The sequence below is a fragment of the Mucilaginibacter sp. genome (assembly GCF_035492695.1).
Taxonomy (GTDB): Bacteria; Bacteroidota; Bacteroidia; order Sphingobacteriales; family Sphingobacteriaceae; genus Mucilaginibacter.
The window spans coordinates 1-19,049 of record NZ_DATJJC010000027.1; the positions used below are offsets into that span (position 1 = coordinate 1).

Genomic DNA, 19,049 nt, shown 5'->3' on the forward strand with positions numbered 1-19,049 from the left:
TCAATCACTTAAGCCGTGTTTTTTTCAGGGTACAAAGGTAAAACTTACTTTGTACTTTTTTAGTATGCGGGCAAAAAAGAAAAATGCCTGAAAAAACAGGGGTAACGAAGAAAGCCGCCAACCTTTTAAAGGCCGGCGGCAGTGAAGGTTTAGGTGGTTTAATAAGCGTTTTTTTGTTTTAACAGGTCGATATCTTTTGGCGAAATATCGGCTATGGCATACGAGGGCACACTGGTGATATTAAGTTCATCAATTGTATTGACCAAATTATCATATAGAGAGTGGGCGCTTGGCTTTAAAACGACCATCATCGATTTACCCGTAGTTTTTAATATCTTACTTTTCATGTTGAGGATGGCTTGCCTGAGTCCCGCTTTGTCGTAGTCAACAAGTAATGGTGTACTTAACGGACGCTCGGGCATCCCCAGATAGCATAATGCTTTATTGTTTTTGCCCAGGCAAATAGTCATGGTCGAACTCTCTCCCACCGGACCAGCTGGACCTACAGGCATGGTCAAATCCATCGCTCTGGGCTGTTTCAGGGATGTGGTCAGGATAAAAAATGTGATCAGCAGAAAAGCCAGATCGACCATCGCGGTGAAATCGATACGGGGAGGAAGCTTTTTCAGCGAGTTTCTTTTACCGTTTTTTTCGGAAGCAACTAACTCTGCCATAATTTTAAGTTTTAGGTGATCTGGACTATCGATTCGGGCCTTCTCCCGCCCCTCCCCGATTGGAGAGGGGCCTGGATCTTTCCAACAACTAAAAAAGATCCTTTTGGGATAAGGCTACAAACCTCTGTATCCAAAATATACATCTAAAACGAATTATATTTTGAGTTTATTGTATTAAACAAAATATTTATTTGAATTTTATGAAAATACTGCTAATAATAGCACTTGCTTGTCACGAAAGTAAAGGAAATGCCCACATTGATGAACATATAGGTATCCCTGGGGCGAAGGTCGCCACGCTGGGTGCCTGGCGAGCCGATATAGGCGCCTGTGTTTTCGCCCGAACGGTCAGACAATGCCCTTGATAAATCAGAAGATAATTTGGTTCTATCAGGATAGACGCCGGAAACGTCATCCAAATAGTCGGTAGTTGGGTGGCGATAACCGATATCGGCGATAAAGTTCCATTTGCCTGAAAAGTTATATTTTAGCCCTACCCCGTAAGGAATAGTGATAGCCGCACTTGAGTATGGTTTGGATTGTCCTTCGGTCATTAGCGGCCGCAAGTCGTAATCGTGTCCCTGGTATCGTGCCCTGGGGTTATACCCTACTATACCAATACCGACATATATAAAAGGTGTAAACCTGTTTTGCCCTGCCTCGGGTATATATTTAAACAGGTTGAATTCGCCCATCAGGCTCAATTCATTCAACACCGTCGAAAAACTAAGGTTTCTCTGCCTGAATTGCGGGTTGGACGAGGTACTGTCGGCGCCAGCTATTGTTCCGAACGTGTATTTGAGCTTGGCCGACCAGTAGCCGTCGAAGTTTCGGGCGACAAAGCCGCCTAACGATACACCGCTTATCTTTAAAGGATTGTTTGGGTTCAGATCGCCCATATAGCCTGCTGCACCCACATTGCCTCCCAATTCCCAGGTTTGCGCCTGTAAATTAACAGAAGTGAAAAGCAGGATAAAAACGACTACAAATTTGGGCATCCGGCAAAATTAGTAATTGCGGGTATCCAATCCCCACAATAGTTTGTTCCTTAACGTGGATAAATAACTTTCATTACTCAAACGAATGAGGTTAAGGCTAAAATCAGCTTTTCGGATGTGGAACTTCATCGTTTTTTCAATGATCGCCGTCCTGGAATCGCATGAGACCAGGAAATTGGCGCTGCGGCACTCTACTTCAAAAGTAAGCGTGCTGCTGTCTGGTAATACGATAGGACGCACATTAAGGTTATGGGGGGAGATGGGCGTAATAGCTATACTGTTTGATGCAGGAAAAATGATAGGGCCGCCACAGCTCAGGGAGTAAGCGGTAGATCCCGTTGAAGTTGATATGATGATGCCATCGCCCCAGTATGAATTCAGGAACTCGCCGTTTAGCGAGGCATGTATCGTGATCATTGCTGCATCATCGCGTTTATGAAAAGTAGCGTCGTTGAGTGCAAAATTGTCATCACCAAAGATCTTTTCGTCCGAATCTATCTGTAATAATTCGCGCTTATCGAGGGTAAAATCCTTGTGCATTACAGCATAAATGGCAGCCGCTATATCACTTTTATTAACGCTGGCCAAAAATCCAAGCCTGCCAAAGTTGATGCCAATAACGGGTATGCCGGTGTCGCGTATAAGCGTAACCATGTCCAGTAATGTCCCGTCGCCGCCCAGGGTTAGAAACACATCGATATGCTTCCTGATGAAGCCGTGATTCTGTAGTACGTGATATTTTACGTTGACTATTTTACCTTCCAGGTAGCCGTGCAGTTGTTGATGCACATATATCTCGGCCTTATGCTGAGCCAGGCTATCAAATACCTGCTGTATGTATGGAATTACCGCTAAGTCGTTAAACGGCCGGCCGTAAATAGCTATTCTCATTTGGTGGGGTTAATGGTTCATAGTTAACAGTTCATGGCCATGAAGTTCTGCAAATATCAGGAATAGCTATGAACTATGAACCATCGGCTATAAGCTAATTTACAGATTAAGATAATTCATCAGTGAATCGTACCGATCCTTCGAACCGTCGTTGTCGTCGCTATGATTAAAGGTAGCTTTTATGTTGTATTCGTAACGCATAAAGGTGGCTATAATGGCCGATATGTCTACTTTATTTACCTTGAGCGTAACCTCCATTTTGGTTGAATCGGGGAAAGTGCGTACGTAAGAACTTAGTACCTGGGCGTTGTCCGACTCGACGATCTGCGCCATGTGGGCAAGGGAATTGTTTTTGTTACTGATCTCGAGTACAATGATACCGCCCGGTTCAGACGATGAAGTAAGCGTAGCAAAATACTCGTTCATCATATTGATGGGGATCAACCCCAGGTAATTCTTTTTAACGTCGAGCACCGGAACCACGGTTAGCTGCAGTTCATAAAACAACCGGATCACATCGTATATATGCTGATCTTCGAGCACGTAGGGATTAACCAGCGACAATGCCAATGCACCTATCGGGGTTTGATAATCGCTTTCCTCTACCAGGTCGTTTTCTGAAACCAAACCCAGGAACTGCTCTTCGTTAACTATGGGCAGGTGCCTTAGCCGGAACTCCACCATACGGTCCATCACCTTCTGGATGGTATCCGAAGTGTGCACCGGTGGTATCGCATCTGCTATTAGTTCAATTGCAAGCATATCAAGCCTTTACTTTATCACGATCCAAAAAAGCCCTTAAATGTTTATTAAATTCTTCGGGCTGTTCCATCATGGCTGCGTGGCCGCATTGGTCTATCCAGTGCAGTTCCGAATTTGGCAGCAAATGATTAAATTCTATCGCCACATCCGGCGGTGTGATCTTATCGTTCCTGCCCCATATCAACGAAACCGGAATAGTTATCCTATGCAGTTCTTTTGCCATATTATGGCGAATAGCTGATTTAGCCATCGCCAGTATCCTTATTACGCGGTTACGGTCGTTAATTGTTTTAAAAACATCGTCAACCAGCTCTTTTGTGGCTGTTTTTGGGTCGTAAAAGGTATATTCTACTTTTTCCTTCACAAAATCATAGCTTTCGCGGCGCGGAAACGACCCCCCGAAAGCATTTTCATATAATCCCGAACTGCCTGTTAACACAAGCGCCTTTACAAACTCCAGGTGATTGGTGCAATAAATAAGCCCCACATGCCCACCCAGCGAGTTACCCAGCAGGGTAAAGTCTTTAAGCCCCATATAGGTTACAAACTTGTGCACATATTTGGCCAGTGTTTTTACGCCGGTGGTTAGCAAAGGCAGGTCGTAAATAGGCAACATGGGAATAACAATACGGTAATCGTCCTTAAACTCGTCTATCACTTTTTCCCAATTGCTTAGCGCTCCCATCAAACCGTGCAGTAGTAGCAATACTTCGCCTTCGCCCTCATCGATATAACTGAAACCGTTTTCCTCTTTAAGCACGAAATCCATATCCTTTGTAAAAGCTAAGTATATAATTTTGCTTATACCAAAATCAAATCTGGTATAATTATTAATTTATCCGCTATAAAAATAGTTTATTGAAACTTAGTTGCAACAATAAATGCTATTTATTTTGCTCAATTTAACAATTCTTTAACAAGCTCCGAAATGGTTCTGCCATCGGCTTTACCGGCCAGTTCCTTGTTGGCTGCGCCCATAACTTTACCCATATCCTTTATGGAAGCGGCCCCTACGCGGGTAATGAGATCCTTCAAATAAGCTTCAACTTCGCTGCGTTCCATTTGTTTTGGCAGGTATGCTTCTATCACTTCCATTTCCTCCGCTTCTATCTTATAAAGATCTTCGCGGTTCTGTTGTTTGTATATATCTGCCGATTCTTTGCGCTGTTTAATAAGCTTTTGCAATACTTTGATCTCTGTTTCCTGCGAGATATCTTCGGAGGCGCCCTTTTCGGTACGGGCAAGCAGCAATGCTGATTTGATAGCCCGAAGCCCGCGTAAACGCGCTTCCTGCTTGCCAAGCATGGCCTGCTTTATATCCTGGTCTATTTGATTGATGAGCATCTCAATTATTGATTTACTGAATTATTAAATTAATGATTGGTCCGGAAATCGGAAATACCGAAAGTCCGGAAGGTTATTTGGGTTTACTTTCCGGTCAAATTTAAGAATCATTTGCACATCTGCACATCTGCGAATATGCACATTCGCCTATTTCCTGAAAATATTCGTAGCCGTAGCCTGGGCAGTTGGCATAATGGTCAGCTCGTTAATATTTACATGCGCCGGCCGCGATACCGCGAACCATATCGTTTCGGCAACATCCATCGCTACCAACGGTTCAAAACCGTCATAAACTTTTTTAGCTCGGGCCTTATCACCCTTAAACCTCACCAGCGAAAACTCCGTTTCCACCGCACCGGGATGAACGGCGGTAACCCGTATACCATGAGGCAGCAGATCGATACGCATGCCTTTATTTAAGGCGTCAACCGCATGTTTGCTGGCGCAATACACATTGCCGTTAGGATAAACCTCTTTACCGGCTATCGATCCGAGATTAACGATATGCCCCTGTTTATTTGCGATCATCCAGTTCGACACTACTTTGGTAACGTAAAGCAGCCCTTTTACATTGGTGTCTATCATGGTTTCCCAATCATCGTAACTGCCGTTTTGAATGGGGTCGAGTCCCTGGCTAAGGCCGGCATTATTTACCAGCACGTTTACCTGTTTCCACTCATCAGGCAACTCTTCGAGCTTGCTGATCACATCTTCCCGGTCGCGCACGTCGAAAGCAAGCGTTTTTACACCTACATTATATTCTGTCATCAATTGTTTGGCGATAGTGTCGAGCCTGTCGGCCCGGCGACCGGTGAGTACCAGGTCATAACGTTCACGGGCGAATACATGAGCACAGGCTTCACCGATCCCGGCAGTGGCGCCCGTAATTAATGCGATCTTAGACATAGGTAAGTAGTAATCCGCTACAAAATTAGCCATTTAATATCGATTTTTTCAGTGCGAAAGTCCCCTTAAACTTCGTCGTCTTTAAGAAAATGATGTAAACGTCAGTATTCTTAACCAGCGATTAAGATAATATTATCAGCCGAAAAAACCTTATGCGCCCGGTGCGTCGAAACTGTTGAAGTCCCCTGACATGTTGGCTCGTACACTCTTTGCTACTCGAAGATCAAACTGAATGTAACCGTGTGCAGCGATAGTTTGCTGATAGGTGTCGCAAAGGGATTATCCTCGGGTATCAGCACATTACCGAACGAGTTGGATATTTTTATCTCGGGCGATAATTTGAAATATTCGAAATAAATGTCGCACCCCAGGCCAAGTTCGTACGAACCGAAGCCGCTTTTGTTGCGCACGATAGCATCCAACGGGTCGATGTCAGGATTATTCTTTTTTGAACCGATAGCCATGCTATACTTTATTCCGGCCAGCATATAGGCCCTGAAGTCCTGTATCCGTTCCGATTTAAGCTTGAATGATACCGGCAGATCAAGACTGGTGGATTGTACCGCTTTACTTTGATCCTGCGATGGGTCGGCATAGGTGTATTTAAGTGTCCTGTCGGCAAAAACCAGCGAGGGCGTAGTGCGTATCTCCAAAAAATCCGTCAAACTGTAACGTGCCAGGAAGCCAACTGCAAATCCCGGCGCACCCGGCGAACTGATGCTGTTTACCGAATCGGTGATATTGCGGTTTACGCCCGGATCGAAATACGGCTTGCGCCAGTCGGGCCGTTTATCAATTTTAAAATAACTGTTAACGTATTGGAAGGTGAACCCAAAACTGTAATCCTGCAAATCGGCGTTGCCACCCCATGCCGGTACCTGGGCAAAAGCAATTTTGCCAAACAACAGCATGATAACGAGTAGCAGGTACCTTTTTACCATAATTGATTTTTAGTATCGTTCGCCAACCGGCAGATCGAATCCTGAATGCAGAAGTTTACTTCATTATTCATCATTCGATATTCGGTGTTCGATATTATCTTTTTAAATTTATTTAACGCCTGTGTATATCGAACAGATACCAAACGCCAACGGCCTGCATTTGGTATTTTTAAAGCCGACCTTATCCATTAATGCCGTAAAACTTTTACCATCCGGAAAAGCGGCGACAGATTCGGGCAGATAGGTGTACGCTCTTGCGTCTTTGGAAAACAGCTTGCCGATGCCCGGTGTTACATAATTGAAATAAAAGTTATACAACTGCTTTACCGGGAACACTTTGGGTTTCGAAAACTCCAAAACCACAGCTTTACCGGTTGGCTTCAGCACCCTGAAAATATCCGCCAGGCCCTTCTCCAAATTTTCAAAATTACGCACGCCGTAAGCCACAGTTACCGCGTCAAACTCATCAGCGGCAAACGGTAATCCTTCCGAATCGCCAAGTTTTACTTCAAAATGGTTATTTAAGTTGCGTTTGGCTATTTTTTGTTCGGCTATATTCAGCATCCCGCGCGAAATATCCACACCGATGATCTTCTCCGGCTTCAGTATCTTCAGCGCCTCAAAAGCAAAATCGCCGGTACCCGTGGCCACATCTAATATCAGTCTAGGCTGATCCTTTTTCAGCTCATTAATAGCCTTTTTGCGCCAGATGATATCGATACCCAGCGAAAGGAAATGGTTCAGGAAATCGTAGGTTTTAGATATATTATTGAACATATCGGCCACCTGTTCTTTTTTGGTGCCCTGCTGATCGGTATACGGCGTAACGGTTTTGCTCATTTGCGGGCAAAGATAGTTATTTGGGTGAATGAGATTTGCAGAAATAGGAGCCTACAATTTTTGAACTATTTCGTTAATCTTTAAGTTCTGTGATCTCATAAAATCTCCAGCTCATTGTATAATCTTCGCCGATCAAATGCTTAAAGGTAGAGATTCGGCTTAAGAATTTCTTGAAAGATTCTAAGGTCTTAAAATCACCATTTTCTATAGGATTTATGGGATCGTAAGTAACATGGTCACCTATTTTTAAAGTATTGTTGGATTTTGCCTCTTGCAAATCCAACGCATTATATGTTCTATTCATATCGGCAATTTACGATTAATAAATACGCCATTTTTGATTTGCGATTTATCACTGTAACACGCTGTCTTACCTCACTTATGATATGGCGTAACAACCGTGACATTTCTTGCTATGAAAGGGTGCATATGCTCCTCCCGCTTGTGTAATAAAGTAATGTACATTTCCGTTTGCACCGTTTTGAAATCGTTATAAATCCAAAAAATGTCCTCGTGTTTTTTAAAATCTATATTATAATAGCACGTTATCCGATACCCGCTGTAGAAGTTGATTTTTTCAGCATAATACTTATCGGTTGATTCTCTCCATTGAACGCGCTCTTTCTCAGATATTTTTGGATGACGTTTAAAAAAATCGGTATCCCAGTGATAAGTCCATTTTTTCTCTTTTTCCCACATATCTTTCATCGTCCCAAAATCTGTAAATCCCCTTATGTCAACTTTACTGCCTTTATACAAAGTATCAAGATAATGCTCGACAGCGTTTTGCGCTTTCGCTTTATCAGGCAAATTATTTGTACAAGACGCGACAATTATTAGGACAGTTTCCGACAAGGTTATTAATGCGATCTTTTTCATTGCGGTAAGGCTTTGCCGAAGTTACCGATTTCTATTGCTAAACAACGTACCATTAAAATGCCCAATGCTTAATGACTATTATTTGGAGTTGTTATAATTCCACATTGCTCCACGTAATTAAAATTAAGGCTATATTCACTGCAAAACCTAACCATGACCAAAAAGCTTTACTTATCCGCCGTCTTTTGCCTTTTATTATTCGCCGCTCATGCGCAACAAGTTGATACCGCTAAAACGGTTGATTCGGTATACGTTCCGTTGAAATATTGCAATATTCATAAACGCAGCCCGGTATTGGCCGGCCTTTTATCGGTATATATTCCGGGCCTGGGGCAGGTTTATAACAAACAAGGGCTAAAGGCAGGTATCCTGTTCGGCACCTTTGCCCTGTCATTTGGGGCGGCGGAAGCATACGTCGGTGACCATCGCGTCGATCCGTATAACTCCAACCACCGCCCGCACGATGCGGTTACAGCCGCATTGCTGGTCCCAATGTTTGCAGCATATATCTATTCAGTAATTGACGCACCGGTAACAGCAAACTGGCTGAACAAAACCTATCACCTGGCCAAAAAGAAACGCAGCTTTACCGCCTTCAACCTACAGCCAGGCGTCATTAATTCATCACCGGATCATTATACTGTTGGTTTGAACCTGGTGTTAAGGTGATGGCCTCGCGAGAAACCCTCAAACGTTTAACATTTATGGTTAACACACTTTAGAGGGTTTCATATTTAAGTCATTGATAATGAGTTATTTAAACAAACTACGCGCGAAATTGTGTTAACCATGTTAACCATGATCCGGCTTAGCTTACATTTACTTAGCCAGTGCTAATAACCCATGCATATCCAAATGCTGAGTATACATGGTCAAATTGCCTTCATCATCCAGCGGCCATTCGTCTTTGGGGCGGTCCCAATATAGTTCAACCCCATTTCCGTCGGGATCGTCCAAATAAATAGCCTCGGATACGCCATGATCGGATGCGCCGGTGATGGGGTATTTAGCATCTATCAGCCGTTGAAGGGCAATAGCAAGGTCTTTCCTCTCAGGATATAGTATAGCAGTATGGAACAAACCCGGAGCCGTAACCGGCGCAGGTGGCTGCCCCTTGCTGTGCCAGGTGTTTAACCCGATATGATGATGGTACCCCCCTGCCGAAATAAACGCAGCCTGGGTGCCGTACCGGGTTATCAATTCAAAACCAAGCAGTCCGCAGTAAAAGTCGAGCGACCGTTGCAGGTCGCTTACCTTTAAATGCACATGACCTATGCGGGTGTTGGCGGGAATCTTATAATTTTCCATATTTAAATTATATGTTATAACATCAAATTTACAGCAAACTAATTCTAACTTTGTACGATGATTGTAAAATCTGCCGAATTCATTTGCAGCAACACCCAAATATCAAAATTACCGCCACCGGTAAAGCCGGAGTATGCTTTCATCGGCCGGTCAAATGTTGGTAAATCGTCGCTCATCAATATGCTGACCGGTAAGAAGGGGCTCGCTAAAACTTCGCAAACACCAGGTAAAACACAACTCATCAATCATTTTCTGATCAATGAGAATTGGTACCTGGTCGACCTGCCTGGTTACGGCTATGCACGTATCTCCAAAAGCAAAAAAGAGGACTGGAACAAGTTCATTCGCACCTACCTGGATAAGCGCGAGAGCCTGCAATGCGTGATGGTACTGATAGACAGTCGCCTTGAACCGCAGAAGATAGACCTGGAATTTTGCAACTGGCTTGGCGAAAAAGGTTTGCCTTTTGTGCTGGTGTTCACCAAAGCCGACAAGCAGTCGTCCATAAAAACCGACCAGAATGTGGCCAGGTTTAAGAAGGCGCTTTTAGCAACTTTTGATGAAGTGCCCGGCATTTTTATCACATCAGCTGAATTACAGGCCGGGCGCGATGAAGTGCTTGGTTTTATTAATGAAATAAATCAGAACTTTGTTGTGCCGGAATTTAGCCCGGAGTTTTATAAATAGCATGAAAAAATATTTTTCACTCGTACTTTTTGCACATACCATATTTGCGCTGCCGTTTGCCGTTATCGGCTTTTTCCTGGCTGTAACCACTACGGAGAATCATTTCAATTGGGTAAAGCTGGTAATGATGCTGCTTTGTATGGTGTTCGCCCGTAATTCAGCTATGGCATTTAACCGCTACCTTGATCGCGATATCGATGCCATAAATCCGCGCACGAAACAACGGGATATACCCGCCGGCCGGATAAGCGCCTCATCGGCCCTGACTTTTACCATTATCAATTGCTTACTGCTGGTTATTACTACTTTCTTTATTAACAGGCTGTGTTTTTACCTGTCGCCTGTTGCCCTTTTAGTTGTATTGTGCTACAGCGCCACCAAGCGATTTACTGCTTTATGCCACCTAGTACTTGGCCTGGGCTTGTCCCTTGCGCCGATAGGCGCTTACCTGGTGGTAACGGGCAGCTTTGCCTTATTGCCGATATTTTATTCATTAGCCGTGCTTTGCTGGGTAAGCGGGTTCGATATTATCTATGCTTTGCAGGATGAGGACTTCGACCGCGGACAGCAATTACACTCGATACCTGCCTGGCTGGGCAAGGAAAATGCACTGAATCTTTCAACCATGCTTCATGTGTTGTCGGCTGCATTTATTATTGCGCCTATATTTTTCACTGCGGTAAGCTGGCCATATTACGCTGGTATTGCCTTCTTTTGCGCTATGCTTATTTACCAGCATAAACTGGTAAAGCCTAATGACCTGAGCCGGGTGAACTTCGCTTTTATGACTACCAACGGTATTGCCAGTGTAGTGTTTGCTGCCTTCTTTTTACTGGATAGGTTCTTGATTCTTCACGGAAATGCATCATTTGATATCAACATTCACTTATAGAAAGCTCACAACCGCACGGTTGAATGGGACATTTCTTAGGTTCTGAATTGAATTAAAAAGCGCTAAGTTTGTGTATGGACACATCCAAAGCGCTGGCTATTTTCAGGGAGCACCTTAAGCGATATATCGATTTTAACGAGGCTGAATGGATATTATTCTCCCAGCACCTAAGCTTTAGCGCCTTAAAAAAGAAGCATTACTTTGCCGAATATGGAAACGTATGTGATAAAGTCGGGTTTATCGTGGCGGGCGCAGTCCGCTATTTCCACATGAAAGACGGGCAGGATATAACCGGCTATTTCAGCTTTGAAAATGAGTTTGTGAGTTCCTACAAAAGCTACCTCACCGGTTTACCCGGCTATACTTATATTCAGGCACTGGAAGACACCAAACTGATCACCTTCACCCGGAAGGATATGGATGAGATGTTGAACAATCCGATGCTGGCCTATAAAATGGAACGATTTGGCAGGCTGGTAGCCGAACATTATTTGTGTTGCTACGAGGATCGTGTGGTTTCCTTTATCACCCAAACCCCTGAAGAACGCTACCTGAACCTGTTAAGCACGGGTTGCGAGATACTACAGCGTATGCCGCAGCATTATATTGCCAACTTTTTGGGCATTACCCCTGTTTCGCTTTCGCGGATAAGGAGAAGAGTGCTGGCAACGGCGAAGTAATTATCTGAATCAGAATTTTCAGAATTAAATAACTTCCAGAATTTAGAACCCCTGACTTTCCGACTTTCGGTCTTATTTGTTATCTTTTGTTAACGTTTTAAGCGAATTGGCCCCGGTACATTTGTGTCATACAAAAAAAGGAAAAGATCATGCATACCATATTAGGAGCCGGCGGGCCGGTAGCAAATGCACTAACCCGCGAATTAGAAAGTAATAATGAAACCGTACGGCTGGTGAGCCGCAAACCTATTCAGCCGGCCGGCAAAAACACGACCTGGAGAAAAGCCGACCTGCTTAATTTTAACGAGGTACTGGAAGCCTCGAAAGGTTCGGAGGTAATTTATCTTACCGCCGGGCTGGTTTATGACATCAATGTATGGCGTGCGCAATGGCCGGTCATCATGCAAAACTTTATCACCCTGGGTAAAGAAACAGGTGCAAGGCTGATATTCTTTGATAACGTATATAGCTATGGCCTGGTTAACGGTCCCATGCTGGAAACTACACCTTATAACCCAAGCAGCAAAAAAGGCGAAGTACGTGCCAAAATAGCCACGCAGTTGATGGATGAAGCCAAAGCCGGCAACATCCGCGCTACCATAGCTCGTGGCGCCGATTTTTACGGCACCGAAAATGGCAATAGTTTTATCGACATGATGGTACTTGATAAATATGCGCAAAAACAAAAAGCGCAGTGGATAGGCAACCCAAACAGGCTGCACAATTTCAGCTATATACCGGATATGGGAAAAGGCATGTATTTACTGGGGCAAAACCCAAATACCGATAACCAGGTCTGGCACATGCCAACAACCGCACCATTAACCGGTAATCAATTTATAGAAATGGCCGCAAAAATTTATGGTGTCGATCCCAAATTTATGGCTGTCAACAAGGCGATGCTATGGATGTACGGACTATTTGTTAAAGTGGTAATGGGTACAGTCGAAATGTATTACCAATATAATCATGACTACATTTTCAATTCGGACAAATTCGAAAAGGCTTTCAATTTTAAGCCAACCCCGTACGAGGATGGGATAAAATTGATGTCGGAAACATTTTATCCAAATAACTGATCAAAAATATTTTGTTGCAGATTGAGATGGAAATGTCAGCGCCGGGAATTCGTTCGGGTTATAGTAGGGTAGTTTACTTTCGATGAAACCCGGCATTTTGAACATGGTGAAAGAAAATGGTTTAAGATTACTCACCGGTAAATTTGGAATATTGGTTAGGTTAAGTATTTGCGGAAATTTAAATGAAGTAAAAGCCGACGGAGAGAATATAGTGGCATAAACTTTATCTGCTACGTCCGAAAAGCTGGCAGAATAATAATCAAGATCACCCTGCGGTGTAAAACTAAATGAGCGCAAACTATTATTGTTTATTGTTGCAGCAGTGCCAAAACCAGGTATTACATCCGGCGGTAAACTGGCATAATCAGTTGAAAAGGCCCAGCCATTTTGTTCATAATATACATTACAGATATAATCCTTTACGTCGTTGCTGTTAGGGTAAAAATACGACAAACCAGAACTTTGCGAATATACCTGGTCCAGTAAATAGTAAGAATAATAGTTATCATTACCCCTGCCATATAAACCCAGGCTAAAAGTTGTGGCACCATTTATTGTCAGCGTTTTTTTTGTCGAATTGTTAAAGGTGCTGTCCTTTAAACTCATTGTTGTAGCAGACCTGGTAATATCGAGGGGGAAAAATCCATAATGTCCATTGTCGCTGGGATCGACATACTGCACAAATTCTTTTGTTGTAGCAGAGAACCCGTAATTAGTTATGTTACCAACCTGTTGGGGTGTCTGGAAACTAAAACCTATTTCATCGGTGCTCACGATCATCCTGGAAAATGCGGGGAAGTTTGTAAAGTTTAGGCTTGCATTATACCAATGATCCGGATTGGTGTTACCAATACCTCTCAAATCCCACACACCACCTTTCGGGATACTCATATACCCCGTAATATAAGTTTGAAGAGATGGGTCGGTTTTTACCTCAAACACACTACACCGGCTTTTACGGTCGGGATATGGCGATACAATGGGAATAGTGCTCTCACCATTGTATTTGACTGAGGTCAGTACGTTTCCGGCCGAGTCGGTAACGACATAAATTATGTCGGTATAAATGCTGTTAATGTTTGGGTCTACCTGAAGTGTGATCAGGATATTGCTTACCACTACATTCAAACTGGCCTCCGCTTGTTTCCCATTACTTTCATAAGCAACGGCTTTCAGCTTATAATTCCCATTATTCACTCCAAGTGAGTTCCATGTCAAAATGTAGGGTGCTGTATTGATTGTAGTGATCAAAGAATCGTTGGCATAGACCGCTATTTTATTTATTGCAGGGCCGCCGGTTGTTGTTAATTGGACAGACAAAGTCCCTTTAACGGTGTCGCCCGTATGTAGCCCTGTAAAAGTGATCGTCCCAACAGAGGGCCCGTCGGAACCCTGCTTTTTACAGGAGAAAATAAAAACGGAGATCAAAACGAATACGGGTAAAAGGAATTTCATCTGATAAGATCTGGTTATAAATATTGCTGCAATATAGGCAAAACATCGATTCAGTTATAATTATTAATACAATTTTCGAATTGCCCGATTTTGCATTTGCTTTATCATTTGCACATCTGCACATTTGCATATCTGCACATTACAAACCATGATACACAAGAAAACAAGAAAATACATTCCGGCGAACCTGGATATTAAATGGGAAAACCTGGAGCCGCTTTTTAAAGAACTAACTAATCGTCCAATCAATTCGGTTGAAGACCTGGAGCATTGGCTGCAGGATCGCAGCGAACTGGAGGCTGCTCTGGAGGAAGACTTTGCCTGGCGCTACATCCGCATGACCTGCGATACGGCCAACGAGGAATTGCTGCAAAAATTTCAATACTTCGCCACAGAAATAGAACCCAAAATAGCGCCTTACAGCAACGAACTAAACAAAAAACTGGTGGGCAGCGAATATGCTGACCAATTGCACGAAGAGAAATATTTCATCTACTTACGTGGTGTAAAAAAGGCATTGGAACTTTTCCGCGAAGAAAACATTCCAATATTTACCGAAATACAGGTTGAACAGCAAAAATACCAGTCGATAACCGGCTCGATGTCGGTATATATCGATGACAAAGAATTTACGCTGGAACAGGCATCCGTAAGGATGAAGGATACTGACCGAAGTAAAAGGCAGGAGGCATGGGAAAAGATAACCACCCGCCGTTTGCAGGATAAGGACCAGTTGAACAACCTCTTTGATCATCTTCGGGCACTCCGTCATAAAGTAGCTTTAAATGCCGGTTTCGAAAATTTCAGAGATTACATGTTCCAGGCTTTAGGCCGGTTTGATTATACCCCGCAGGACTGTTATGCATTTCATGAGGCTATTCAAAAAGAGATCGTTCCAATCTTACATGAGCAGGCAGAAAAACGTAAAGCTGCTTTAGGCTTGGATAAATTGGAGCCATGGGACCTGGATGTTGACATATCAGGCAAGGCCGCCCTTAAACCCTTTAAAGACGGTAATGACCTGGTCGAAAAGTCAATCCAATGCTTCAGTAATATTAACCGGTACCTGGGCGAAAGGCTGGAGATAATGAAAGATAACCAATTATTTGACGTGGAGAGCCGCAAAGGCAAAGCACCCGGAGGTTATAATTATCCACTTGCCGAAACCGGAGCGCCGTTCATCTTCATGAACTCGGCCAATACTTTCCGCGATCTGACCACGATGGTACACGAAGGAGGCCACGCGGTGCATACTTTCCTTACTGCCGACCTTGAATTGAATGATTTTAAACATTGCCCGTCGGAAGTTGCGGAACTGGCTTCCATGTCGATGGAGCTGATCTCGATGGATAACTGGAATGTCTATTTTGACAACGAAGAAGACCTGAAACGCGCCAAGCGCGATCAACTGTTTGACGTATTGAAGACCCTGCCATGGGTGGCCGTGGTTGACCAGTACCAGCATTGGATATACACAAACCCTAATCATACCGACGAACAGCGCACGGAAGCATGGTTGCAAATATTTGAGAACTTCGGCGCCAGCTTTGCCGATTGGAGCACACACCAGGAAGCGGAAGCTAGTTTGTGGCAAAAGCAACTGCATATTTTTGAAGTGCCTTTTTACTACATCGAATATGGCATGGCGCAGCTTGGCGCTATTGCTGTTTGGAAAAACTACAAGGAAAATCCTGAAAAAGGGCTACAGCAATATCTTGATGCTTTAAAGCTTGGCTATACCAAAACCATTAAAGAGATTTATGAAACGGCCGGCATCCGGTTCGATTTCAGCGCCGGTTATGTAAAGGAATTGGCTGAGTTTGTGAAGGGCGAAATGGATAAGTTGTAATTCACAAAAAGCCCCGGCACAATAACTGCCGGGGCCTGATATATTGCATTATCCGATAAATTTAACGCTGCACGTTAAACTTGCCGTTAGTTACAGATTTATCCGGCTTATCACCTGCTCCTACATAACTTAAAACCCCCTTAAAAGTGCCCTGTATGGAAGAGGTACTTACAGCAGTTATCGTAACGCTGAGTGTGCTTTCCGAACTTAAATCGGGCAAATAAGTATCGCCATTACTTGCCGTATAGGATATTACCGGGTTGGTAGCAAATTCACCGCTCTTTACAGTATATGTTTTGCCTGCGGTTACAGCGCCATATATCGTTGCCGATATACTACTGCCATCGGCAGCATCGCCTTGTATAGCCGTAAAATCATTACCGTTAGACGATCCTGTAAGTGAAATTGCAAACTTGCTAAAGTCAGTTGCTTTACCATCGATGTCGGCTGTTACGGTGCCCTTTGCAACCTGCTCCGGGTCTGTTTTCTTTTCCTTTTTGCACGAAGAGAACGATGCTCCGGTGAAGATCAATCCTAATACCAATAAGACGTGTGATGCTTTGATCATATCAGAATTATGGATGAGTTTGAATGTTGACATGGAATTTGCCATTGGTAATTGATTTTACCTGTGCGCCTTCGCTTAACAGGCCGACTTTACCCTTAAAAGTACCGCCAATAGTTGTAGACGTTACTGATGTAATAGTTATGCTTGGCAAATTTGCAGTATCGTCGTCATCGTTTAAATAATCGTCAGCGGTGGGCGATGTGGCATATAAAAACAACGGTTTGTCGTCGTCACTGGTGGCGGCATCGCTATAAGTTTTACCTGCGGTTACCTTTCCTGCAATGGTAATAGATAAAGTAGCTCCGGTTGAGGTTGAGCCTTGTATCACCGTAAAAGTTTGTCCATCCACTGCCCCTTGTAATGCTACAGGCGAAACGCTGAAATTAGTGGCAGTGCCGTCGAGGTCCGCGGTTAAGCTTACAACAGCCTCTTTTTTGTCTTTCTTGCACGAGTTAAGCGTAACTACACCAAAAATTGCAATAAGTAGTAGTAAGGTTTTGATCCTTTTCATTTGTTGTTTGTTGTTTTATATGTTTTGTTAATTGTTAATTCTGCTCAGTATCCTTCTCTACAAAACCGATCGATTATTTTGACTGATAATAAGGAGAGGTTTAAGTCCCGCATTTGTACGGATTCTTAGACCTAAAGTTACTGTTTGCTTCATCAATTCCTATGCTTTTAGTTGATTTATTTTCTCTTATATCGCATTTCAAGTGTCCGCCAATTGTAAAAAACACCAGCTTTTTAATCGATATAACAAACTCTTTATCAGGGATATAATATTATGACAATTGTGTAAGATCACATTTTTCCAAAACTTTTCGCCTTTCAGCAAGTTATTTAGAGACTATGAAGAAGCTACTTTTTTTATTTGCTATACTGTTTTCAGCGACTGCAGTATTTGCACAGGGATTTAAGCCCGTCAAGATGGATAGTCTTGTAACGGTTTCATTGCCTGCCAATTATAACGAGAAAGATACTTTAGGTCAGCATATATTTTCAGCCACAACCGATTTGGGTTACGTTATCACTATTGTGGAGCCCAATGCCAGGACCAATGAGCCGCTGAAAAAGGCGAAGGACCTGAATAAGGTGTTTGACAAATATGTTGCCGGTATTCAAAAGCAGTCGGGCAACGGCAGCGCTCAAAATGTGCGTGACACCACCATTGGAACGCTCAAGGGCAAAGCGTTTACGCTCATCACCGACGATGGCAGTGGCAACGTCCAATACCGCGATTTTGTACTGATATACACTAAAGAAGCTACGTATACGCTACAGTTCGGTTATCCAGACACAAGGAAAGAATTGGTTAAAGCGGAATCCAGGGCCTATTTCGGATCAATCAAACTTTCGCCACAGTTGCAACGGAACGACCAGTACACCGACCTTAATTCAACAGTATCCGAAGGAAATACTAACCGGATACTTGAGATAGGCGGCGGAATTATCGTGTTATTCGTAATTGTTTGGCTCGTATTTTTAAGAAAGCGAAGCGTATCACTGGAATAATCGAAGATTTGTTTAATGACTAAAGAAAGGGGTTTACCGCCCCTTTTATTTTTTTATCAACCCCAGCAGGCCTTTCTGCCAACTGCGTTTTTGAATAAAGGCCCGGCTATCGAGCCAGCGCAACCAGATAACAGTTAACACAAAACCGATCACAGAACCTGCCACAACATCTTCAAAAAAGTGCTCGCTGAGGTACATGCGCGAATACCCCACCAGTACTGCGCTAAGTAAAAAGACGGGCCCCCAGGCTTTCCTTCTGCACCAATAAGTAAATAGCACTGCCAGCGTAAATGCTGTAACTGTATGCCCAGACGGGAAACTGTTAAAGCTAAGGATATATACTCCTTTTACAAAGTGAGCGTGCTTTATCTTGTCGCCGAAATATAATTGCGGGCGTGGGAGATCGAAAATATACTTAACTACCTGGGCGAATAATGATGTAATTGCATAAGAACTTGCCACTGTAAGGGCCTTACGGTAACTAAATAAAAGCAGTACCAGCGCTATAACTACCGTCATCCAGCCATTGCCGAGGTCAGTTATGTAAGGCGCAAGGAAATCGGCCGCAGGACTGTTTAACCCATTAACAGCAAAGTAGATTTCGGGCCTTGTAAAAGTGAGTTTGATAACCAGGCAGATAAGTAAAATCAGCAAGTAAGGTATAACCATCCACCTGATCCTTCGTAAAACGGTTATCAAACTAATTTCCACGGCTGCAAGTTTAGCTATTTAATTCAATGTGAAAAAATAGTATGTTTGATGTCAGCCAAACTCAATATAACTG

23 protein-coding genes are annotated in these 19,049 nt (G+C 43.4%); 7 read left to right on the forward strand and 16 right to left on the reverse strand.

Translation table 11 applies throughout. From position 1 onward, the window contains the following. Positions 1 to 158 precede the first annotated feature (158 nt). The 11 genes from VL525_RS16280 to VL525_RS16330 all read right to left on the reverse strand — a co-directional run bounded on the left by VL525_RS16280 (position 159) and on the right by VL525_RS16330 (position 8,235). Complete coding sequence (locus VL525_RS16280; RefSeq protein ID WP_325388099.1) at positions 159 to 674, reverse strand: biopolymer transporter ExbD; 516 nt, start codon at positions 672 to 674, stop codon at positions 159 to 161. Positions 675 to 886: 212 nt separating this feature from the next. After that, complete coding sequence (locus VL525_RS16285) at positions 887 to 1,672, reverse strand: DUF6089 family protein (protein ID WP_325388100.1); 786 nt, start codon at positions 1,670 to 1,672, stop codon at positions 887 to 889. 9 nt (positions 1,673 to 1,681) lie between these two features. Next, a complete protein-coding gene (locus tag VL525_RS16290) occupies positions 1,682 to 2,563 on the reverse strand; it encodes an NAD kinase (protein ID WP_325388101.1) in 882 nt (293 codons plus the stop codon). Between the two features lie 99 nt (positions 2,564 to 2,662). Continuing rightward, positions 2,663 to 3,325, reverse strand: coding sequence for a CBS domain-containing protein (locus VL525_RS16295; RefSeq protein WP_325388102.1), 663 nt, complete (start codon positions 3,323 to 3,325; stop codon positions 2,663 to 2,665). A 1-nt stretch (position 3,326) separates the two neighbouring features. Then, positions 3,327 to 4,094 carry an alpha/beta hydrolase gene (locus VL525_RS16300; RefSeq protein WP_325388103.1) on the reverse strand — a complete coding sequence of 256 codons (768 nt, stop codon included), beginning with the start codon at positions 4,092 to 4,094 and terminating at the stop codon, positions 3,327 to 3,329. A 128-nt stretch (positions 4,095 to 4,222) separates the two neighbouring features. After that, the gene (locus VL525_RS16305) at positions 4,223 to 4,669 is read right to left on the reverse strand and encodes a GatB/YqeY domain-containing protein (RefSeq protein ID WP_325388104.1); all 447 of its coding nucleotides are present in this window, start codon (positions 4,667 to 4,669) and stop codon (positions 4,223 to 4,225) included. Between the two features lie 147 nt (positions 4,670 to 4,816). Then, positions 4,817 to 5,575: an SDR family oxidoreductase gene (locus VL525_RS16310; RefSeq protein ID WP_325388105.1), complete on the reverse strand. Its 759-nt coding sequence runs from the start codon at positions 5,573 to 5,575 to the stop codon at positions 4,817 to 4,819. A 212-nt stretch (positions 5,576 to 5,787) separates the two neighbouring features. Continuing rightward, complete coding sequence (locus VL525_RS16315; protein WP_325388106.1) at positions 5,788 to 6,516, reverse strand: outer membrane beta-barrel protein; 729 nt, start codon at positions 6,514 to 6,516, stop codon at positions 5,788 to 5,790. A 108-nt stretch (positions 6,517 to 6,624) separates the two neighbouring features. After that, entirely contained in the window at positions 6,625 to 7,356 is a 732-nt protein-coding gene (ubiE, locus tag VL525_RS16320) for a bifunctional demethylmenaquinone methyltransferase/2-methoxy-6-polyprenyl-1,4-benzoquinol methylase UbiE (protein WP_325388107.1), read from the reverse strand. Between the two features lie 73 nt (positions 7,357 to 7,429). Further along, the gene (locus VL525_RS16325) at positions 7,430 to 7,660 is read right to left on the reverse strand and encodes a hypothetical protein (protein ID WP_325388108.1); all 231 of its coding nucleotides are present in this window, start codon (positions 7,658 to 7,660) and stop codon (positions 7,430 to 7,432) included. A gap of 71 nt (positions 7,661 to 7,731) precedes the next feature. Next, positions 7,732 to 8,235 carry a hypothetical protein gene (locus VL525_RS16330; protein WP_325388109.1) on the reverse strand — a complete coding sequence of 168 codons (504 nt, stop codon included), beginning with the start codon at positions 8,233 to 8,235 and terminating at the stop codon, positions 7,732 to 7,734. 153 nt (positions 8,236 to 8,388) lie between these two features. Between VL525_RS16330 and VL525_RS16335 the strand changes: the two genes are divergently transcribed. Beyond that, entirely contained in the window at positions 8,389 to 8,904 is a 516-nt protein-coding gene (locus tag VL525_RS16335; protein WP_325388110.1) for a DUF5683 domain-containing protein, read from the forward strand. A 150-nt stretch (positions 8,905 to 9,054) separates the two neighbouring features. On the opposite strand, the gene VL525_RS16340 is transcribed toward VL525_RS16335, so the two are convergent. Further along, positions 9,055 to 9,543, reverse strand: a complete 489-nt coding sequence (locus VL525_RS16340) for a VOC family protein (protein ID WP_325388111.1) — start codon at positions 9,541 to 9,543, stop codon at positions 9,055 to 9,057. A 57-nt stretch (positions 9,544 to 9,600) separates the two neighbouring features. Between VL525_RS16340 and yihA the strand changes: the two genes are divergently transcribed. The 4 genes from yihA to VL525_RS16360 all read left to right on the forward strand — a co-directional run bounded on the left by yihA (position 9,601) and on the right by VL525_RS16360 (position 12,881). Next, positions 9,601 to 10,230: a ribosome biogenesis GTP-binding protein YihA/YsxC gene (gene yihA / locus VL525_RS16345; protein WP_325388112.1), complete on the forward strand. Its 630-nt coding sequence runs from the start codon at positions 9,601 to 9,603 to the stop codon at positions 10,228 to 10,230. A gap of 1 nt (position 10,231) precedes the next feature. Further along, positions 10,232 to 11,122 (forward strand): UbiA-like polyprenyltransferase, encoded by an 891-nt coding sequence (locus tag VL525_RS16350; RefSeq protein WP_325388113.1) that lies wholly within the window; start codon positions 10,232 to 10,234, stop codon positions 11,120 to 11,122. Between the two features lie 74 nt (positions 11,123 to 11,196). Continuing rightward, entirely contained in the window at positions 11,197 to 11,802 is a 606-nt protein-coding gene (locus tag VL525_RS16355; RefSeq protein WP_325388114.1) for a Crp/Fnr family transcriptional regulator, read from the forward strand. A 149-nt stretch (positions 11,803 to 11,951) separates the two neighbouring features. Beyond that, complete coding sequence (locus tag VL525_RS16360) at positions 11,952 to 12,881, forward strand: NAD-dependent epimerase/dehydratase family protein (protein ID WP_325388115.1); 930 nt, start codon at positions 11,952 to 11,954, stop codon at positions 12,879 to 12,881. Here VL525_RS16360 and VL525_RS16365 read toward each other — a convergent pair whose 3' ends face one another. After that, complete coding sequence (locus VL525_RS16365; RefSeq protein ID WP_325388116.1) at positions 12,882 to 14,336, reverse strand: Ig-like domain-containing protein; 1,455 nt, start codon at positions 14,334 to 14,336, stop codon at positions 12,882 to 12,884. It abuts the gene before it with no gap. Positions 14,337 to 14,484: 148 nt separating this feature from the next. Between VL525_RS16365 and VL525_RS16370 the strand changes: the two genes are divergently transcribed. Next, a complete protein-coding gene (locus VL525_RS16370) occupies positions 14,485 to 16,185 on the forward strand; it encodes a M3 family oligoendopeptidase (protein WP_325388117.1) in 1,701 nt (566 codons plus the stop codon). Positions 16,186 to 16,246: 61 nt separating this feature from the next. On the opposite strand, the gene VL525_RS16375 is transcribed toward VL525_RS16370, so the two are convergent. Both VL525_RS16375 and VL525_RS16380 read right to left on the reverse strand, forming a co-directional pair. Continuing rightward, the gene (locus VL525_RS16375; RefSeq protein WP_325388118.1) at positions 16,247 to 16,786 is read right to left on the reverse strand and encodes a hypothetical protein; all 540 of its coding nucleotides are present in this window, start codon (positions 16,784 to 16,786) and stop codon (positions 16,247 to 16,249) included. Next, a complete protein-coding gene (locus VL525_RS16380; RefSeq protein WP_325388119.1) occupies positions 16,761 to 17,264 on the reverse strand; it encodes a hypothetical protein in 504 nt (167 codons plus the stop codon). Before VL525_RS16380 ends, VL525_RS16375 begins: the two co-directional genes overlap by 26 nt. A 338-nt stretch (positions 17,265 to 17,602) precedes the next feature. Between VL525_RS16380 and VL525_RS16385 the strand changes: the two genes are divergently transcribed. Beyond that, positions 17,603 to 18,265: a hypothetical protein gene (locus VL525_RS16385; RefSeq protein ID WP_325388120.1), complete on the forward strand. Its 663-nt coding sequence runs from the start codon at positions 17,603 to 17,605 to the stop codon at positions 18,263 to 18,265. Between the two features lie 45 nt (positions 18,266 to 18,310). Here VL525_RS16385 and VL525_RS16390 read toward each other — a convergent pair whose 3' ends face one another. After that, positions 18,311 to 18,976 (reverse strand): phosphatase PAP2 family protein, encoded by a 666-nt coding sequence (locus VL525_RS16390; RefSeq protein WP_325388121.1) that lies wholly within the window; start codon positions 18,974 to 18,976, stop codon positions 18,311 to 18,313. Between the last annotated feature and the right edge of the window lie 73 nt (positions 18,977 to 19,049).

What these genes read in the sequence shown, in the direction of transcription:
- VL525_RS16280 (WP_325388099.1), bottom strand. Translation starts at nt 674, where the DNA reads ATGGCAGAGTTAGTTGCTTCCGAAAAAAACGGTAAAAGAAACTCGCTG.
- VL525_RS16285 (WP_325388100.1), bottom strand. Translation starts at nt 1,672, where the DNA reads ATGCCCAAATTTGTAGTCGTTTTTATCCTGCTTTTCACTTCTGTTAAT.
- VL525_RS16290 (WP_325388101.1), bottom strand. Translation starts at nt 2,563, where the DNA reads ATGAGAATAGCTATTTACGGCCGGCCGTTTAACGACTTAGCGGTAATT.
- VL525_RS16295 (WP_325388102.1), bottom strand. Translation starts at nt 3,325, where the DNA reads ATGCTTGCAATTGAACTAATAGCAGATGCGATACCACCGGTGCACACT.
- VL525_RS16300 (WP_325388103.1), bottom strand. Translation starts at nt 4,094, where the DNA reads ATGGATTTCGTGCTTAAAGAGGAAAACGGTTTCAGTTATATCGATGAG.
- VL525_RS16305 (WP_325388104.1), bottom strand. Translation starts at nt 4,669, where the DNA reads ATGCTCATCAATCAAATAGACCAGGATATAAAGCAGGCCATGCTTGGC.
- VL525_RS16310 (WP_325388105.1), bottom strand. Translation starts at nt 5,575, where the DNA reads ATGTCTAAGATCGCATTAATTACGGGCGCCACTGCCGGGATCGGTGAA.
- VL525_RS16315 (WP_325388106.1), bottom strand. Translation starts at nt 6,516, where the DNA reads ATGGTAAAAAGGTACCTGCTACTCGTTATCATGCTGTTGTTTGGCAAA.
- ubiE (WP_325388107.1), bottom strand. Translation starts at nt 7,356, where the DNA reads ATGAGCAAAACCGTTACGCCGTATACCGATCAGCAGGGCACCAAAAAA.
- VL525_RS16325 (WP_325388108.1), bottom strand. Translation starts at nt 7,660, where the DNA reads ATGAATAGAACATATAATGCGTTGGATTTGCAAGAGGCAAAATCCAAC.
- VL525_RS16330 (WP_325388109.1), bottom strand. Translation starts at nt 8,235, where the DNA reads ATGAAAAAGATCGCATTAATAACCTTGTCGGAAACTGTCCTAATAATT.
- VL525_RS16335 (WP_325388110.1), top strand. Translation starts at nt 8,389, where the DNA reads ATGACCAAAAAGCTTTACTTATCCGCCGTCTTTTGCCTTTTATTATTC.
- VL525_RS16340 (WP_325388111.1), bottom strand. Translation starts at nt 9,543, where the DNA reads ATGGAAAATTATAAGATTCCCGCCAACACCCGCATAGGTCATGTGCAT.
- yihA (WP_325388112.1), top strand. Translation starts at nt 9,601, where the DNA reads ATGATTGTAAAATCTGCCGAATTCATTTGCAGCAACACCCAAATATCA.
- VL525_RS16350 (WP_325388113.1), top strand. Translation starts at nt 10,232, where the DNA reads ATGAAAAAATATTTTTCACTCGTACTTTTTGCACATACCATATTTGCG.
- VL525_RS16355 (WP_325388114.1), top strand. Translation starts at nt 11,197, where the DNA reads ATGGACACATCCAAAGCGCTGGCTATTTTCAGGGAGCACCTTAAGCGA.
- VL525_RS16360 (WP_325388115.1), top strand. Translation starts at nt 11,952, where the DNA reads ATGCATACCATATTAGGAGCCGGCGGGCCGGTAGCAAATGCACTAACC.
- VL525_RS16365 (WP_325388116.1), bottom strand. Translation starts at nt 14,336, where the DNA reads ATGAAATTCCTTTTACCCGTATTCGTTTTGATCTCCGTTTTTATTTTC.
- VL525_RS16370 (WP_325388117.1), top strand. Translation starts at nt 14,485, where the DNA reads ATGATACACAAGAAAACAAGAAAATACATTCCGGCGAACCTGGATATT.
- VL525_RS16375 (WP_325388118.1), bottom strand. Translation starts at nt 16,786, where the DNA reads ATGTCAACATTCAAACTCATCCATAATTCTGATATGATCAAAGCATCA.
- VL525_RS16380 (WP_325388119.1), bottom strand. Translation starts at nt 17,264, where the DNA reads ATGAAAAGGATCAAAACCTTACTACTACTTATTGCAATTTTTGGTGTA.
- VL525_RS16385 (WP_325388120.1), top strand. Translation starts at nt 17,603, where the DNA reads ATGAAGAAGCTACTTTTTTTATTTGCTATACTGTTTTCAGCGACTGCA.